Source organism: uncultured Algibacter sp., assembly GCF_905480415.1.
GTDB lineage: Bacteria > Bacteroidota > Bacteroidia > Flavobacteriales > Flavobacteriaceae > Algibacter_B.
This window is the reverse complement of sequence record NZ_CAJQQI010000140.1, coordinates 1-17,420: the sequence shown is the minus strand read 5'-3', so window position 1 is coordinate 17,420 and position 17,420 is coordinate 1. Positions and strand designations below refer to the sequence as shown.

The 17,420-nt window shown below is 32.9% G+C and carries 18 protein-coding genes and 1 tRNA gene; 12 read left to right on the top strand and 7 right to left on the bottom strand.

What is annotated here, in order from left to right:
* The first annotated feature begins 286 nt into the window (after positions 1 to 286).
* Positions 287 to 946 (top strand): peptide-methionine (S)-S-oxide reductase MsrA, encoded by a 660-nt coding sequence (msrA, locus tag QZ260_RS09550; RefSeq protein WP_295985496.1) that lies wholly within the window; start codon positions 287 to 289, stop codon positions 944 to 946.
* A 67-nt stretch (positions 947 to 1,013) separates the two neighbouring features.
* Here msrA and QZ260_RS09545 read toward each other — a convergent pair whose 3' ends face one another.
* Complete coding sequence (locus QZ260_RS09545; protein WP_295985520.1) at positions 1,014 to 1,820, bottom strand: class I SAM-dependent methyltransferase; 807 nt, start codon at positions 1,818 to 1,820, stop codon at positions 1,014 to 1,016.
* Positions 1,821 to 1,852: 32 nt separating this feature from the next.
* Between QZ260_RS09545 and QZ260_RS09540 the strand changes: the two genes are divergently transcribed.
* The 10 genes from QZ260_RS09540 to QZ260_RS09495 all read left to right on the top strand — a co-directional run bounded on the left by QZ260_RS09540 (position 1,853) and on the right by QZ260_RS09495 (position 11,212).
* A complete protein-coding gene (locus tag QZ260_RS09540; protein ID WP_295985493.1) occupies positions 1,853 to 2,515 on the top strand; it encodes a hypothetical protein in 663 nt (220 codons plus the stop codon).
* A gap of 315 nt (positions 2,516 to 2,830) precedes the next feature.
* A complete protein-coding gene (gene kynU, locus QZ260_RS09535) occupies positions 2,831 to 4,102 on the top strand; it encodes a kynureninase (protein WP_295985491.1) in 1,272 nt (423 codons plus the stop codon).
* On the top strand, positions 4,095 to 5,492 hold the full coding sequence (locus QZ260_RS09530) for an NAD(P)/FAD-dependent oxidoreductase (protein ID WP_295985489.1): 1,398 nt from the start codon (positions 4,095 to 4,097) through the stop codon (positions 5,490 to 5,492). Before kynU ends, QZ260_RS09530 begins: the two co-directional genes overlap by 8 nt.
* Positions 5,493 to 5,497: 5 nt before the next feature.
* The gene (locus QZ260_RS09525) at positions 5,498 to 5,899 is read left to right on the top strand and encodes a RidA family protein (RefSeq protein ID WP_295985486.1); all 402 of its coding nucleotides are present in this window, start codon (positions 5,498 to 5,500) and stop codon (positions 5,897 to 5,899) included.
* Positions 5,900 to 7,339, top strand: a complete 1,440-nt coding sequence (locus QZ260_RS09520) for an aldehyde dehydrogenase (RefSeq protein WP_295985483.1) — start codon at positions 5,900 to 5,902, stop codon at positions 7,337 to 7,339.
* Between the two features lie 54 nt (positions 7,340 to 7,393).
* Complete coding sequence (locus QZ260_RS09515; RefSeq protein ID WP_295985480.1) at positions 7,394 to 7,834, top strand: GNAT family N-acetyltransferase; 441 nt, start codon at positions 7,394 to 7,396, stop codon at positions 7,832 to 7,834.
* Position 7,835: 1 nt separating this feature from the next.
* Complete coding sequence (locus QZ260_RS09510; RefSeq protein WP_295985477.1) at positions 7,836 to 8,618, top strand: SDR family oxidoreductase; 783 nt, start codon at positions 7,836 to 7,838, stop codon at positions 8,616 to 8,618.
* A 224-nt stretch (positions 8,619 to 8,842) separates the two neighbouring features.
* Positions 8,843 to 9,376, top strand: a complete 534-nt coding sequence (locus QZ260_RS09505; protein WP_271757538.1) for a 3-hydroxyanthranilate 3,4-dioxygenase — start codon at positions 8,843 to 8,845, stop codon at positions 9,374 to 9,376.
* Between the two features lie 38 nt (positions 9,377 to 9,414).
* Positions 9,415 to 10,497 carry an amidohydrolase family protein gene (locus tag QZ260_RS09500; protein WP_295985471.1) on the top strand — a complete coding sequence of 361 codons (1,083 nt, stop codon included), beginning with the start codon at positions 9,415 to 9,417 and terminating at the stop codon, positions 10,495 to 10,497.
* Between the two features lie 70 nt (positions 10,498 to 10,567).
* Positions 10,568 to 11,212 (top strand): O-methyltransferase, encoded by a 645-nt coding sequence (locus tag QZ260_RS09495; RefSeq protein ID WP_295985468.1) that lies wholly within the window; start codon positions 10,568 to 10,570, stop codon positions 11,210 to 11,212.
* 38 nt (positions 11,213 to 11,250) lie between these two features.
* Here the strand turns inward: QZ260_RS09495 and QZ260_RS09490 are convergent, their stop codons facing one another.
* The 5 genes from QZ260_RS09490 to QZ260_RS09470 all read right to left on the bottom strand — a co-directional run bounded on the left by QZ260_RS09490 (position 11,251) and on the right by QZ260_RS09470 (position 16,267).
* The gene (locus tag QZ260_RS09490) at positions 11,251 to 11,538 is read right to left on the bottom strand and encodes a twin-arginine translocase TatA/TatE family subunit (RefSeq protein ID WP_295985466.1); all 288 of its coding nucleotides are present in this window, start codon (positions 11,536 to 11,538) and stop codon (positions 11,251 to 11,253) included.
* 106 nt (positions 11,539 to 11,644) lie between these two features.
* Entirely contained in the window at positions 11,645 to 13,903 is a 2,259-nt protein-coding gene (locus tag QZ260_RS09485) for a M1 family metallopeptidase (protein WP_295985464.1), read from the bottom strand.
* Between the two features lie 109 nt (positions 13,904 to 14,012).
* A complete protein-coding gene (locus QZ260_RS09480) occupies positions 14,013 to 14,516 on the bottom strand; it encodes a DUF6702 family protein (protein ID WP_295985461.1) in 504 nt (167 codons plus the stop codon).
* A gap of 61 nt (positions 14,517 to 14,577) precedes the next feature.
* Entirely contained in the window at positions 14,578 to 15,369 is a 792-nt protein-coding gene (locus tag QZ260_RS09475; RefSeq protein WP_295985460.1) for a hypothetical protein, read from the bottom strand.
* 100 nt (positions 15,370 to 15,469) lie between these two features.
* On the bottom strand, positions 15,470 to 16,267 hold the full coding sequence (locus tag QZ260_RS09470; RefSeq protein WP_295985459.1) for a carboxypeptidase-like regulatory domain-containing protein: 798 nt from the start codon (positions 16,265 to 16,267) through the stop codon (positions 15,470 to 15,472).
* 110 nt (positions 16,268 to 16,377) lie between these two features.
* Between QZ260_RS09470 and pepE the strand changes: the two genes are divergently transcribed.
* A complete protein-coding gene (gene pepE / locus QZ260_RS09465; RefSeq protein WP_295985457.1) occupies positions 16,378 to 17,085 on the top strand; it encodes a dipeptidase PepE in 708 nt (235 codons plus the stop codon).
* Positions 17,086 to 17,267: 182 nt separating this feature from the next.
* On the opposite strand, the gene QZ260_RS09460 is transcribed toward pepE, so the two are convergent.
* Positions 17,268 to 17,340: transfer RNA gene (locus QZ260_RS09460), tRNA-Gly, on the bottom strand.
* Between the last annotated feature and the right edge of the window lie 80 nt (positions 17,341 to 17,420).

Sequence of the window (17,420 nt, the reverse complement as noted above, 5' to 3'; positions counted from 1 at the left end):
ACACCCGTTAAAACATAAATCAAAATCGTTATCAAACAAAACCTATCAAAAAATTACATCCTAATTTCCGAAAGTATCGAAATGGTCCATCAGCAAAAATAAAAAGCGGAGGAATAGATTCGCAAAGCACAGCTTTAAACGAGAAATTTAGAAAGCGAATGATCCTTTAGTAATTTCCTCTGATCGATATGATCTTTTGGTTCGTTTTGCATAAAGACAAAACATGTGTTTTAATTTAAAGTTTCGTATTTTTAAACGTCTATAGTAAAAAGAAAAATACAAACACATGAAACGTATCATCCCTTTATTAGCATTAGCCCTATTTTTTAGTTGCCAAAATTCCGCACAAACAAAAAAAGAACAAGAAGCCGTAATAAATTCTGAACCCATTGAAGTTCCAATAAAAAACGGAAAAGCAAGAGCCTATTTTGCAAGTGGTTGTTTTTGGTGTGTTGAAGCCGTTTATGAAAGCCTGAAAGGTGTAGAGGAATCTATTTCGGGATATTCTGGCGGACATACAGAAAACCCAACTTACGCATCAAGTAATACAGGTAGAACAGGTCACGCAGAAGCTGTAGAAATTATTTATGACCCTAAAATGGTGAGTTTTGAAACCTTGATTGATGTGTATTTTGCATCACAGGATGTGACACAAGTAAACGGACAAGGAAACGATAGAGGCTCGCAATACCGTTCAATTATTTTTTACCAAAATGAGGAACAGAAACAAATTATTTTAAAGAAAAAAACAGCTTTAGCCAAAAAACTAGGAGTCAAAATCTCAGCTGAAGTCTATCCGTTTCAAAAATTCTGGGTTGCTGAATATTATCATCAAGATTATGAAAAACTACACCCAAATAATAGCTACATAAGAGCAGTATCAATTCCTAGATTGAATCGATTTAAATCGAAATTCCCTAAGGAATTATTGAAAGAAACACACTAACTTATGGCGCAATCATGCTCGTCTTGTTTCAAAAATTAGCTAACCATTCCAAAACAAAAAAACGCTATTAATACAAAAACTTCGAAGCCTTCAAGGTAAAAATTAAAGGATACAATTTTTCTTCTGTTGTAAACATTTCAGAATCTGTTTTAACTAAATTTGGTAGAACATCATAGGGACTTTCATCAAATTCTTTAAGATACTCTATATGCAATCCAGCTTCAATTAAGGCGTTAACAACTTCACTTATACCATGATTCCAGCCATATTCTTTACTTAACATTTTTGATGTTTCATCAGCATAAGTGCCTTCGTACTCTTCATAAATAACTTCGTCTTGCATATAACCATATTTCATAATAGGTTTATCGTCTAAATAATCAAACATCCATACTATGGGATGAAATTCAGCCATAAAAAATGTTCCTCCTTTTTTTAATCGCTCTGCAATCATTTTACCCCACGGTTTTAAATCTGGCAACCAACCAATAACTCCGTAGCTTGTAAAGACAATATCAAAAGTATCTTTAACATATTTAGACGTATCTAACACATTACAGCAAATAAACTCAGCGTCAAGTTTTAATTCGTCATTTAAATTCTGGGCGAGTTTAATCCCTTCATCACTTAAATCGATTCCAGTACATTTGGCTCCCATCCTACTCCAGCTCAACGTATCTTGTCCAAAATGACATTGTAAATGCAATAACGACTTCCCAGAAACATCTACTAAAGCTTCTAATTCATAGGACATTAAAGACGATTTACCAGTTTTAAACGCTTCCAAATCATACATATCACTTTTAGCATGTACTTTTACTTTGTCGTTCCAAGTGGCTTTATTTATATCAAAATAATTATCATTGTTAATCATCTTCAAATTATATCTTTGTGAAAATCTAAATTATGAAAAACTTCATTTATATCAGTTTTATAGGATTACTTTTATTTAACTGCAAACAAAAATCTGAAACAAAACAGCCAGAAAAAGAGATTTCAATAGCAGAAAAAATAGCCAACGCTCACGGTTTTGAAAACTGGAAACAGGTTTCTGAAATTCAATTTACTTTTAATGTTGATGAAGATAGTAGCCATTTTGAACGTTCATGGGTTTGGAAACCAAAAGCCAATGAAGTCATGGCTTTAAGTAAAAAAGATACCATAAACTACAACCGAAGTATCATAGATTCTACACTCACAAAAACTGATAGTGGTTTTATAAATGATAAATATTGGTTATTAGTTCCTTTTCAGTTAATTTGGGATGAAAGCATAACAATTTCTGAAGGCATCAAGGAGGAAGCTCCTGTTAGTAAAACTCAACTCCATAGAATCACTGTTACATACCCTAATGAAGGTGGTTATACCCCTGGTGATGCTTATGATATTTATTACGATAATGATTTTTTAATTAAAGAATGGATTTTTAGAAAAGCAAATCAAAAAGAACCTTCAGTGATTACAACTTTTGAGAATTATCAAGATTTTAATGGTGTTAAAATAGCCTTAGATCATAAAAAGGCTAAAGGAAACTGGAATTTAAATTTTACTAATGTAAAAATCAAATAAAGCATTCATGCAATAACGCAACGCACCAGACGCGCATTATTTAACTTGTTTTTTAGCCGTATCTATTTCAATCTACGGTTTCAAACTGGGTCGAAATACCCCTGTTAATCCTTTAGCACAAATTGCAGAATGAGTACACTCTTCAGCCCCCTAAACTACCTTCGTTTCTCCGCTTGAATATTCTTTTATTTCAACCATATCCTTAACTTTATTTTAAATTCACTAAAAAATAGACGCCTTTTAAACTTCTGTTCTTAGTGTTCATTACTAACTTTATAATTCTTATTTTTGTTAGAAACCGAAAACTAACTCACCTTGTCCGACTATAAATTAGGTCTAGAATATGCTTTACAAGAAGACCAAAATGATGAACTAAAAACTTACCGAAGTCAGTTTCACATTCCAAAAGACAAACAAGGAAATCCGTGGATTTATATGACTGGTAATTCACTTGGACTACAACCTAAGCAAACTAAAGCTTATGTGAATCAAGAGCTTGAAGATTGGGCCAATTTTGGTGTAGAAGGTCATTTGGAAGCAAAAAACCCTTGGTTAACTTATCATGAGTTTTTAACTGAAAGCATGGCAAAAGTAGTAGGTGCAAAACCTATTGAAGTGATCGTTATGAATACGCTCACTGCAAATTTGCACTTCATGATGGTATCATTTTACAAACCCACCAAAACACGATACAAGATACTTATTGAAAGTGATGCTTTTCCATCTGACAAATATGCTGTTGAATCGCAACTAAGGCATCATGGATTTGATGACAAGGAAGGATTAGTTCTTTGGAAACCTAGAAAAGGAAAAGAGTTATTGAATTATGAAGATTTAGAATCTATTCTCGAAGAACACGGCAATGACATCGCACTCATTATGATTGGTGGTGTTAATTATTATACAGGTCAGTTTTTTGATTTAAAACGTATCACAGAATTAGGACATAAACATGGATGTAACGTAGGTTTTGATTGTGCTCATGGTGCAGGAAATGTTGCATTAAATTTACATGATTCCGGAGCAGATTTTGCTGTTTGGTGCACCTATAAATATTTAAATTCCGGCCCTGGAAGTTTAGCTGGTTGTTTCATACATGAACGGCATGCACATAATAAAGATTTAAACCGATTTACAGGATGGTGGAGCCATAACAAACAAACCCGCTTTAATATGCGTGATGAGTTCGACCAACTGCCAGGAGCAGAAGGTTGGCAATTAAGTAATCCGCCTATTTTATCTATGGCCGCCATAAAAGCTTCTTTAGATATGTTTAATGAAGTTGGTATTGATAAACTAATCACTAAATCAAAAAAACTAACAGGCTATTTTGAGTTTTTACTAAACCAATTAGGAGAAGACTCGATTAAAATTATCACACCAATTAACCCTAATGAACGCGGTTGCCAGTTATCTATACAAGTTAAAAACGCTGATAAAACATTACACAATAAATTAACTGAAATTGGAATAATTAGTGATTGGCGCGAACCGGATGTTATACGATGTGCTCCTGTTCCCCTTTATAATTCTTTTGAAGATGTATTTAGGTTAGTTGAAAAATTGAAAGCTATTTTGAATGGATAAACAACAAAACATACTTATTATTGGAGCAGGGCTTTGCGGGTCTTTACTAGCGTTACGATTAGGGCAAAGAGGCTACAACGTTTCGGTTTACGAAATGCGTCCAGATTTACGAAAAGTAGACATTAGTGCAGGTCGTTCTATAAACTTAGCATTCTCAAATCGAGGTAACAAAGCCATAAAATTAGTCGGTTTAGAAGACAAAGTAGAAGCACTATGCATACCTATGAATGGTAGAATGATTCATGATGCACATGGCAATACTTTTCAATCAAATTATAGTGGCAGAGATCAAGAATATATTAATTCTATTTCACGTGGTGAACTCAACGCCTTACTTTTAGATGAAGCTGAGAAACACAAAAACGTAAGTCTATATTTCAATAAAAAATGCAAATCGGTTGATTTTGAAAAAACTACAGCATTATTCAAAGAGTACGACACCGAAGATGAGTTTATTGAAGATGCAGATGTTATTATAGCTACAGATGGTGCGGGTTCTGCAATGCGAAAAAGTTATTATTTAGGCAAGAAGTTCTTATTTAGTTTTTCTCAAGAGTATTTAACTCATGGTTATAAAGAACTTAGTATTTTACCTAAAGAAAATGGAGATTATAAAGCATCTAAAAACGCACTGCATATTTGGCCTCGTGGTAATTTTATGCTGATAGCATTACCAAATTTAGATGGTAGTTTTACTGTTACACTTTTTTTAAGTTATGATGAAGGTGAATACAATTTTAATAATTTAAAAACTGAAGATAATGTCATGAAGTTCTTCAAAAAAGAATTTCCCGATGCTTTAGAACTCATGCCAAATCTTACAGGTGACTTTTTCCAAAACCCAACAGCACCATTAGGTACAGTAAAATGTTCGCCTTGGCATTATAAAGGCAATACCCTTTTAATGGGAGACGCAGCACATGCTATTGTTCCGTTTTACGGACAAGGTATGAATGCTTCATTTGAAGATGTTGTTGAGTTTGACGCTATTTTAGATCAAAACTTAGGCGATTGGGAAACTATCCTTAAGGCTTATGAAAAAACACGTAAAAAAGATACCGATGCGATAGCCGATTTGGCTATTGATAATTTTCATGAAATGAAAGGTCATGTAAATCAAACAATCTTCCAAGAAAAACGTAAATTGGAAATGGCTTTAGAAAAAGAGTTTCCAGATGACTATTCTTCAAAATATTCGTTAGTAACTTTTAATGAAAATATCGGTTATAGAGCAGCCATGTTAAGAGGTCGCGCACAAGACAAAGCCATTTTAAATATGCTTACAGATAAAAAAATTAATGTAAACGGAGATTTAAAAGAAATTTTAGATAAAGTAAAACAGGAAACCGAAGCTATTCTTGAAGATGACAGAATTGCTGGATTAAAATAACAATTATGAGTAACAAAGTAACACCAAGAGGAGCCTACCCACATTCCAAACGTGTTGGCGATTTTATATTTATATCTGGCACCAGCTCTCGAAGAGCAGACAATACTATTGCTGGTGTTGATATTATTGACAACATGGGTACTAAGTATTTGAACATTGAAGTTCAAACTCGTGAGGTTATATTGAATATTAAAAAAAACTTAGCTAATGAAGGCGCTACTCTAGAAGATGTCGTAGATGTGACATCGTTTTTAGTAAATATGAATGATTTTGCAGGTTACAATAGAGCATATGCAGAGTTTTTTGATAAGGAAACAGGACCAACACGAACCACCGTAGCCGTGCATCAATTACCGCACCCAGATTTGGTGGTTGAGATTAAGGTAATGGCTTATAAAAAGTTATAAATGAATATCCAAAACTTCATCAATGGAAAATTTGAAAACCCAATAAGTAATGATTGGGTAGACAATTATTGCCCAGCAATTGGAGAAGTTTACGGGCAAATCCCAAACTCTTCAAAAGCAGATGTAGAACACGCATATCAAGCTGCAAAAGATGCTTTTCATAATTGGTCACAAACCACTTTAGAAGTACGAAGTAGAATCTTAATTAAAATTTCAGAATTATTAGAAGTCAACTTACTGCGCTTAGCTGAAGCTGAAAGTAAAGACAACGGCAAGCCCGTTAATCTAGCAAAAGCTATAGATATACCTAGAGCAGCAAGCAATTTTCGCTTCTTTGGAAATGCCATCACCCAATTTGCTAGTGAAAGTCATGAAAGCGTTGGTCAAAATGCCATAAATTATACCTTACGACAACCTGTTGGAGTTGTAGGCTGTATTTCACCTTGGAATCTCCCTCTCTATTTATTTACTTGGAAAATTGCTCCGGCTATTGCAGCTGGTAATTGTGTGGTTGCCAAACCGAGTGAAGTTACACCTATGACGGCCCATTTACTTGGAGAAATTTGTAACGAAGCAGGTTTACCTAAAGGAGTTTTAAATATTGTTCATGGATTAGGCACAACTACTGGACAAGCCATAGTTGAGCATCCTGAAATTAAAGCAATCTCGTTTACAGGAGGCACATCAACAGGGGCACATATAGCCAGAGTGGCTGCGCCCATGTTTAAAAAACTATCTCTAGAATTAGGCGGGAAAAACCCAAACATCATTTTTGCAGATTGTGATTATGATGATATGTTAGAAACTACTGTGCGATCATCGTTTGCAAATCAAGGACAGATTTGTTTATGTGGTAGTCGCATTTTTGTTGAAGCATCTATTTTTGAAAAGTTTAAAGTTGACTTTGTTAAGAAAGTAAAACAACTTAAAGTTGGTCATCCATCGGAGTCCACAACAGATATTGGTGCTTTAGTTTCCAAATCACATTTAGAAAAGGTTTTAAGTTATATTGATATAGCTAAAGATGAAGGTGGGGAAATTCTTTGTGGCGGAAATCGTGTAACCTTATTAGGCTTTGAAAATGGTTACTATTTAGAGCCTACAATTATTGAAGTTGAAACAGATGAATGCCGAGTAAATCAAGAAGAAATATTTGGCCCCGTAGTAACCATAATGCCTTTTGAAACTGAAGCTGACGTTTTACAAATGTCAAACAAAGTTAAATATGGTTTAGCAGCAACATTATGGACTAACAACCTTAAGCGGACTATGCGGTTGAGTAATCAATTACAAGCAGGTATTGTTTGGGTAAATACTTGGATGTTACGCGATTTACGAACGCCTTTTGGTGGTGTAAAAGCATCAGGAGTTGGACGTGAAGGTGGTTTTGAAGCGTTACGCTTTTTTACTGAAGCTAAAAATGTATGTATAAAATATTGACCGTTTACTGTAATGCTGAACTTGATTTAGCATATCTTTAATACAAAACGAATAATGATAGAAGTAAAAAAAGACATATTCTTTTCATCAGATTTTAACGATATGGATTTAAAACTGATTTATTCGTTTGTTAAAAACTCTTATTGGGGAAATACTAGAACTTTTGAAGAACAGAAAACAGCATCAAATAACACTATTAATTTTGGTTTGTTTCATAACGGAAGTCAAATTGCTTACGCTAGAGTGATGACAGATAAAATTTTTTTCGCTTATCTTTTAGATGTTTTTGTTATTGAAGGTTACCAAGGCAAAGGATACTCAAAATTATTAATTAATAACATACTAAATTTCCCAGAGTTAAAAAATATTGATAAATGGATGTTGGCGACTAAAGATGCTCAACAACTTTACAAAAGGTTTGGTTTTGCAGCTATTAAAAGTCCTGAGAAGTTGATGGAAAAATTAAGCCCTCGTGCTAAAATAATATACGAATAATATGGATTTAAAATTAAATAATAAAAACGCCTTAGTTTGTGGCAGTACACAAGGTATAGGAAGAGCAACCGCCATAGCATTGGCTGCCGAGGGTGTAAACGTAACCCTTGTTGCCAGAAATAGAGAGAAACTTAAAGAAGTTTTATCCGAATTACCTGAACACAGAAATCATAGTTATATTGTCGCTGATTTTTCTAAACCACGAGACTTACAAGAGCAATTGATTAAATTTATTGAAAAAGAACATGGATTTCATATTGTGGTAAACAACACTGGAGGACCAAGAAGTGGAGGGATATTAACAGCGAGCTTAGAAGCTTTTGAAAATGCTTTTACTATGCATTTAAAATGTAATCACCTAATAGCACAAGCTACAATTCCGTTTATGAAAGAATCTGGTTTTGGCAGAATTATTAACGTTATTTCAACTTCAGTAAAAGAACCCATCCCTGGATTAGGCGTTAGTAATACTATAAGAGGCGCTGTTGGCAATTGGAGTAAAACGCTATCTATAGAAGTTGCGGAATTTGGGATAACAGTTAATAATGTGCTTCCCGGATTTACAGATACTGAACGTTTAACTGAAATTATTAAAATTAAGGCGAACATCGAGGATAGGTCTATAGAAGAAATGAGGGAAATTATGAAAAATTATGCGCCTGCAAAACGTTTTGCACAACCAGAAGAAACGGCCAATGTTATTACATTTTTAGCGAGTGAAGCTGCAGGGTATGTTAACGGTATTAATGTTCCGGTAGATGGTGGTCGCACCAAATCTTTATAATAATTTAACTTCGATAACTTTAATAAAATTTAAGCTGTTTGTATATTAGTAACTAATTTGCGTTAAGGATAGAAGCGACATCCTTTTTTGTGAACTCTAAAGTACCACTTTGAATGTTAATTTATTATAATTCAGCGTTCTTGATTAGATACTGAAAAAAGTAGAGCACAAAAAAGATATAGCGGATAGCCTGACCCTCGTGGTAACGCCAAAACCATTAAACTATGAGCAATTTAACATCTCCAATAAACTTTAAAGCTTGGATTGAAGAAAATAGACATCTTTTAAAACCGCCTGTAGGGAATAAAGTGGTTTGGAAAGATGGTGACTTTATTGTGATGGTTGTTGGTGGACCGAATAGTAGAAAGGATTATCATTACAATGAAACGCCTGAATTTTTCTATCAGGTTGAAGGGGATATTATTTTAAAAATAATTGATAAAGGCACGCCAAAAGATGTGCATATTAGAGAAGGTGATATTTATTTATTACCTCCTAAAGTGCCACATTCCCCCCAAAGAGGCGCCAATACTGTTGGGTTAGTTATAGAATATAAAAGACCTGAAGGCACTCGCGATGCACTACTTTGGTTTTGTGAAAATTGTGTAACTAAACTTTATGAAGAAGATTTTACTTTAGATAATATTGAAACAGATATGCCAAAAATATTTGATAAATATTATAACGATAAAGACAAACGGAGCTGCCCTAATTGTGGGGAAGTTATGCAACCACCAAAAAAAGTACAAATAGATTAAATATAACTTAAAGATTCCTGACCTCTCAGGACTTCAACATGAAACGTAAACTTAGAATTAACGGTCATTCTCACTTACTTCCTTATCCTGAAGACATCCCAGAATTCATGCAAGAAAAAGGTATTTTTTGGGTTGATAAAGACCGAAAATTCATGCTTCAAAAAGATTGGAAACGTCCAGTTACGGACTCTAGCTTTTTTTTAGATGAAAAACTAGAATGGATGGAACGCAACAAACTAGATCATGCTGTGGTTTTAAATTTATCGCAATTATATGGGAATGGTTTGCGTGTTGACGAAATGAAGAAAGCACTGCGTTTTCAAAATGATTTTAACGCTAAGGTTCAGCATGCTCACCCTAGTAAATTTACTTGCGGTTTTGTAGTGCACCCTGCGTTTATAAGAAGCGCCTGTTGGGAAATAGAACGTTGTGTTGAAAATCATGGTATGCAATTATTGTGCTTACCCACCCATTACATGGATACCATAGGAACATGGCGTTGTATTTTTGATGAAGAGAATGAGCCTATTTTTGAGTTGGCTAATAAATACAATTTAGCTGTAGAAATTCACCCGTATGATGGTGAAAAATTTATAAAATTAGAAAACATCTCATGGCGTTTTCATTTAATTTGGATGTTAGCCCAATGCGGAGATGCTTATCATTTTTTAACATTGAATGGTTACCAAGATAAATTTCCAAATATGCGAACCTGTTTTGCTCACGGTGGACAGTTAGCACAAATTAACTTAGGACGACGCATTCAAGGTTTTGATGGTAGACCTGATTTGTTTGAAGGTAAACATCACCCTAGAGAAGCCGTAGGACATAAAAACATCTTTTTTGATACCTTAGTTCATGATACAGGAGGATTGGAGTTATTAATACGAAATCATGGCTCTAAACAGGTTATTATGGGTCTAGATGACCCTTACCCTCTAGGTGAGATGGAAAGTGACAAACAATCATCTTATCCTGGGAAAATTTTAGACCTTGCTATGGAAAGGGAAATCATTAATAAAAAGGAATATGATGATATTTGGGAGCATAATGTAATTCAGTGGTTATGTGGGGAAGATGAAACGGCAAAAAAAAAGTTGATTAATAGAATTTTAAATTAACAAAGATTTAAACTTACTAGGTCTCCACGGGAATTAAACAGACGAACGATAATCAATCATTATATTGACAATGCATTTTATACCAGAAAATTTAGATGATTATGTGGTGTCTCACTCTGAAAATGAGCCTGAATTACTGCAAGAATTAAATAGAGAAACCTATCAAAAAATTTTGCAACCACGTATGCTTAGTGGCCAATATCAAGGTAGAATTTTAAGTATGTTTTCTAAGCTAGTTAATCCAAAAAACATATTAGAAATTGGCACATATACTGGTTATTCTGCATTGTGCTTAGCAGAAGGCATGCAAAGTAATGGAGTATTACATACTATTGATGTTAATGAAGAATTAGTTGATTTTCAGCGTAAATACTTTGACAAATCTGGTTATGGAAAACAAATTCATCAATATTTAGGTAATGCTTTGGAAATCATCCCAAAACTTGATACTACTTTTGATTTAGTTTTTATTGATGCCGATAAAGAAAATTATTCCAATTATTTTAACGTCATTATTGATAAATTAAATACTGGTGGTATTATTATATCTGATAATGTTTTATGGAGTGGTAAAGTTTTAGAAACTACGTTTAAAAAATATGACACTTCTACGCCTGCCCTGATTGAATATAATGCACTTTTAAAGAAAGATAAACGTATTGAAACAGTTGTTTTACCTATTCGTGATGGCTTAACAATTAGCAGGAAAATCTAATGAATTGAAAAAATACAACCTGTTTAATATACAAACAACTAAAATTTCCGTTTTACTGAACCCTTAAATTCCTCGATTTCATCTTTTACTTTATTGAGTTCCTTTTTTACATCTTTAGTAATGCTTGTGTCTAATCCGTTTTTTTCGGCAGTTTTTGTGATTTCGTGTTTGATATCATTAGTGGCGTCTTTAAGTGTACGCATGCCTTTACCTAAACCTCTTGCAATTTCTGGTAGTTTATCTGCACCAAAGACCATGATGGCAATAAATAGTATAAATGCAATTTCTCCACCGCTTATAAATAAGAATATTGTTTGTTGTATCACAATACAAATATAGTGAGTTGTTTTTATTATTCCATTTACCAATTAAAATTATTGAAATAAAAAAGCCGATTATACAATCGGCTCTTTATGAAATATTTGGTTTTTATTACCCTTTTACCTTTTGTTTAAATTTATCAAAACTGTTGACCTCAACTTTCTTAGGCCATGCATTATTTGAAGTATCAACATCGGCAGTTTCAAACTCTGGATCGATAGTAAAACCTGTTATAGCCTTATCTGTTCTAAACACCTTTTTGACTTCCTTTTCATTATATCTCCATATTTGAGCTGGGAATGTTTTTCTTTCTTTAGTACCATCTTCATAAGCTATTTCCAGTATTATAGGCATGACTAATCCACCTGGTTTTTCAAAAGTAACTTCGTAGAAATATTTAGGCGCATCTTTTAATCGTGCTTTTTCTTCTTCAGGAAGTTCCTCGATATAATCAGTTAAAAATTTAAAATCTGAAACACTCTTTGCATTTTCTGGCTTTTTACCTTCCTCAATTTCTGCGTAGTACACCAATTTATCCTTGTATGTAGCTAAATCCATATTATACCTTTTTGCAGTTTTTTTTGCTGCTTCTGTAGGCTGATCTGTTAAATAGTATTGTTTAACACCTTTAACACCAATATCCGTATAATCTGTTGTGTAAAACCATCCCCTCCAGAACCAATCTAAGTCCATTGCTGAAGCATCTTCCATTGTTCTGAAAAAATCAGCAGGTGTTGGATGTTTAAACATCCAACGTTGTGAGTATGTTCTAAATGCATAATCAAACAGCTCTCGCCCCATAATGGTTTCTCTTAGCATATATAATGCGGCTGCTGGTTTTGTATATGCATTAGGTCCAAATTTGTGAACATAATCACCTTGAGACATGATTGGTGAAATAAAATTTTGATCACCACCCATATAAGGAACAATATCTTTTGGAAGGTTTCCTGTAATAAAATTAGGATCATAGTCCAACTCCGCTATAATTTCAACAAAAGAGTTTAATCCTTCATCCATCCATGTCCATTGACGTTCATCGCTATTTATAATCATTGGGAAAAAGTTATGCCCAACCTCATGAGTAATTACCCCAATCATACCTCTTTTTAATCTTTCTGAATAAGTTCCATCTGGATTAGGACGACCATAGTTGAAACATATCATAGGATATTCCATTCCCATTTGTGCATGTACAGAAATGGCTTTGCTGTATGGATAATCAAAAGTTAATTTTGAGTATTCTTCAAGTGTATTTGCAACAACTCTTGTTGAGTGCTCTTCCCATAAAGGATTACCTTCTTTCGAATATAATGAAATGGCCATTACTGATCTTCCGTTAATATCAACCGCCATAGCGTCATATATAAACTTTCTTGAAGTAGCAAATGCATAATCTCTCACGTTTTTAGCTTTAAAATGCCAGGTTTTTTGTTTTGTGCTTTTTGTTGTTTCAGCTTTTTCAGCTTCTTCTTGCGATACTATAAAAACAGGGTCTTTAAATGATTTTGTTGCTTTTTCGTAACGCTTCATTTGTTCTTTAGTAAAACATTCTTTTCTGTTTTGCAAAACTCCTGTTGCTTCCAATAAATGATCAGCAGGAACCGTAATCTTTACATCAAAATCACCAAATTCTAAGGCAAATTCACTTCTTCCCCAGAATTGCATATTTTGCCATCCTTCAACATTATCATAAACACAAAGTCTTGGGTAAAACTGAGCTATTACATAGGTATTGTTTCCATCAGGGAAAGCCTCATATCCAGATCTTCCTCCATCTAGGATGTGATTATTAACATTGTACCACCATTTTATTTGAAATTTAAATGTTTCACCTGGCGCTAATGGTTTGGCCAAATTTACTCGCATCATGGTACGATTTATCATAAAAGATAAATCTGAACCATCTTCATTTTTAACATATTCTATATTGAAACCACCATCAAATTTTTCTTTCAAATTCGCCTTTGCAAATGAACCAGCACTATTAAAAGCGGCATTAAAACTTTCAGAATTAATATCTGGCGATTTAGAATCTTTTGCACGCATATTTTGGTCTAATTGAATCCATAAGTATTCCAAATAATCTTTTGAATTATTATGATACGTTATTTTCTCATCACCAAAAATTTGACTCTTATTTTCATCTAAACGAAGGTTCATTACATAATCTACCTGCTGTTGTGTGTAGGCATGCCCGGGAGCACCTGAAGCCGTTCTAGTTTCGTTTGGTGTCGCCAAAACGTCTTTCATTTGTCTAAACTTGTTCTGATCAGTATGACCTTGTGGCTTTTCAGTAGCTTTATCTTGAGCAAAAGCGCAAGAAAAAAGAAATACTAGTGATAAGAATAGATAAGTGTGTTTTCTCATAGTTGTTTTATATTGTTTTATAAAAAAAAGTGTTTTTTACAATTTTCGTTAGAAGATTGTTACAAAATGTGACCGAAAGTACTCAATTACGTATCCAACTTGCTTCATTTTAATTAAATTTTAACAAAGCATTAGGATTATCGTAAGTTAAGATGACACTTTTATTTTTAGAATTTATATTCGTTTTCACTATATTTTGTTGATCCTTCTGTAAATCGAACAAAACGCTGTTAGTAATCAAGAAAGATTCTATACTTTTTACATGTTCAACTTCTAGGTAACACCTCACTATATCACCTTCATATTCTTTCCCAATAAAATTGAATGTAACGGCTTTATTATTAATCCTTAACTTGATTTTATCTTGCAAGTATCTTTGCATGTAAGTATCAATTATTTTAGCCTCATCCTTTTCAGCAAGAATAATATTTTCATCATAATTTGTTTTTAAAGCGTTTTCAAAATCATCAATAAATAGTCTAGAAGTAATTTGAACCGATTCCTTTTCCTTTACATAATTAATTTGAGTAACACTTATATAATACTTATGCATTGATGTAAATGCAAACAGAGGTATAATAAAAATAATTATCAAAAATTTAAAAACCTTCATTGTTATGATTTAAGAGTGACTAAATTACTTCTTTGATATTCAAAAAGCATTCCAAACCTTATTATTTTTTAATTGAATTAATATTGTCTAAATACTTTTTGTATTTCATTCTTAAAAAAATCAAAATTTTAAAGTCACTTTGATTTTTGGAATGTTTTACAAAATTTTCATCATCTGAACAGAAATAAAAGAAGTCCATTTTTAATTCTTCTTTTAAGGGGTTATAAACAAAAAAGTCTTTAGAAAGTTTTGATTTAATAGATTGTAAAAGCATTTCTTTTTCTTCAATTTCAACTCTATTCTTTAGCCTTTTAGTTCTGCCACTAAGTCCATTTAAAATAGGATTTAACGGGAGGCCGCCGCCTAAAAGACCCAATAACATTTTGGGTTTAAACTCACCTGCTTCACTTAAACGTCGTTCACTTTGTGTAGCTGGTTTCCCTGTATAACCAGGAATACCAACATCATAGAAATTAATTGGTGGTTCTCCCTCTGTATTTTTAATATCAGACAGTAAATCTCCCGTTAATACTTTACCAACAAACACTTCATCTAGCTCATTAACTTGTTCAGTCAATTTTACAAAAATAGCTTTGGTTAAAATAATTTCATTTGAAATGATGACTTCCTTTAATTTATGTTGAACAGATGAAAATTTTAAAGTATCATTTAATTTTGCAGTAATGGTAAAAAGCCCTTTTTTATCAGTTATAGTATAAACTTGCGCGGTTATATTTATAACGTGAATATTTTCGATATTCGTTTTACTCTCTACTCTTCCAAATATTTCAGCAGGCTGACTATATACAGAAAACGATAAGAAAAATACTACTATAAATAATGTGCGACCCAAATTGGTTAAATTAGAGTATTAATAACGTATTTCAAATCTTAAAGAAAATATAAATAGCCTTTAAGGTTTTGTTAAAAGCCCTGAAGAACACGTGCTTTTATTATTTTGTTTTCAAGAACTCAACACTTTTTGCATTCAGAAGTTCAAGAAATTCCATTTCTTTTCCATAATTCAGTAGTGAAAAATCAAAATTGCCACTTTGAACAAATCCAATAAATTCTTGAACTCGATGTTCAGGAATATTAAAATTATCAACTAGAAATTCTGAACCAAAATAATATTTAATAGATTCAATTGGAACATCAGGCACACCTGCTTTCCTCTTGTCTTTTACTCTTGATCTGAATAAAGGAAGTAATAACTGATCAACTACATTAACAATGTTAAGGCCATTTACCATAGTTTGGTGTTGCCTATCAACAGTAATATTTTTTACTTCTGACTTATAATCTTTTTCAAAATCGTACTCCTTGCTGCGCTTAACTCCAAAATAAAGAGCATCTAACTGAGGCTTAAAAGGTGTCGTAGCTTCTAAATCTGTATTTAAATTTCCCGACAGTCCTTTTGTAAATACTATAATTTCATCGAGCCTATTAATCTCTTCAATTAAAAAAAGCTTCATTTTCTTAGACTTGATGATGGCTGCATTAACTTCAAAACTTATATTTTGATATTGAAGTGCACTAACTTCAATGTTATCTTTTAAAGATACTTTTAATTTAAACTCTCCGTTTTCGTCAGTAATTGTTCCGGTATTTGAAGACGTATTAAATATGGTAATACCCAAAACATCATTGCCTTCAACTATAATTTTTCCAGACACTTCAATCCTATTGATGTTTTGAGAAACAGCATTTAGAGAGATTAAAAGAGCTAAAAGGAGAATACATTTTTTCATGAGTTATTTCTTATGAAAATACCACTTTAATTTCAAATTGTAAAGTAAAATTTACGAATTCTTTGCTAAATACATTTTTTGATTAGCTTTACAAATAAAACTATTTTTTTATGCGAAATATTATTATTGCTAGCACTTCAACAATTCACGGTAGTGGATATTTAGAATATATTTTAGATGATTTAAAGGTGTTTTTTAAAAATGCTAATACCATTCTTTTTATCCCATATGCAAGACCTGGTGGCCTATCGCATAATGATTATACTGAAATTGCAAATAACGCTTTTAATAAAATTAACAAAAAAGTAAAAGGCATTCATGAATTTGAAAACCCTAATGAAGCCATTAAAAACGCAGAGGGTATATTTATTGGCGGCGGTAATACCTTTGTTTTATTAAATCAATTATATAAAAACAACGTCATTGATACTTTAAAACAAACTGTACAAAATGGCACTCCTTATTTAGGAACCAGTGCTGGCAGTAACATTTGTGGTCTAACTATTAAAACTACTAATGATATGCCCATTGTTTATCCACCAAGTTTTAATGCCATAGGATTAGTTCCTTTTAATATAAATCCGCATTATTTAGACCCAAGTTCGAATAGTAAACACATGGGAGAAACTAGAGAAACCAGAATTAAAGAATTCCATTCCTATAATACACAACCCGTTATAGGTTTAAGAGAAGGCAGTTGGCTACATGTAAATCATGATTCCATAATATTAAAAGGTGAATTAACCGCTAGAGTTTTTGAATACAATAAAGCGCCTTATGAAGTTGATTCTGGCACAGAATTAAATCAATTAAAATAAAAACAATTTGGGCGTGTCCCAAAAAAACGGGGTCGGGCTATCCACTACAAGTTCTCGATCGTACCTCACTGTGGGCTATTCGTTACTATCCCTCACGCAAGCCTATGAGTCAACACCAAGACCTCAACATAATCAAAACTAATCCGCATAAAAAAAGCTCCATATTTCTATGAAGCTTTTAGAGCGAGAGACCAGGTTCGAACTGGCGACATTCAGCTTGGAAGGCTGACGCTCTACCAACTGAGCTACTCTCGCATTAGCGCTTGCAAATATATAAACTGTTTCTTCTTCTGCAAGAAAAATCAAAGCTTTTTTAAAAAATGATACCCTAAAAT